Genomic DNA, 487 nt, shown 5'->3' on the forward strand with positions numbered 1-487 from the left:
CCTGGGTCTGGAACTGCGGCCTGGCAAGCAGCACACCATGAAGGAGAGCAACGCCTTCCTGGAGCGGGTACTGCCTCGCGCCCAATGCCTGACCAAGCAACCGATCCTGTTACGCGAGGACAGCGGCTTCGACAGCCAGGCGCACCTGGCGCTTCTCGAACAGCAACGCCAGGTCTTTGCCGACGAGGGGCGCCGGCTCGACTATGTCGTCAAATGGAACCCGCGCGGCTCGGCCACGGCTGATCGAGATACCTGGCTGGCGGTGGCGGCGGACTACTGGGAAGAGCTGCGTCCTGGCAAGCGCCAGGCGCTGTGGACGCAGACCGTCTCGATCCACGACGACAACAAGACCGAATACGTCGTCCAACGCGTGATGCGCCTGGTCGAGCGCACCGCCGATCGCGATGGCCAGTTGCTGCTCGAACCGGACTATGAGTTGGAAGGCTGGTGGACCAGCCTGGACGAGGCGCCGGAGGCGGTGATCAAG

The 487-nt window shown here is 64.9% G+C and carries 1 pseudogene; it reads left to right on the forward strand.

Annotated features, from left to right (window positions below):
• Nucleotides 1-487 (forward strand): annotated as a pseudogene (locus CXF87_RS12355) (IS1380 family transposase); the annotation flags it as partial.

Source organism: Halomonas sp. MES3-P3E, assembly GCF_002836035.1.
GTDB lineage: Bacteria > Pseudomonadota > Gammaproteobacteria > Pseudomonadales > Halomonadaceae > Vreelandella > Vreelandella arctica.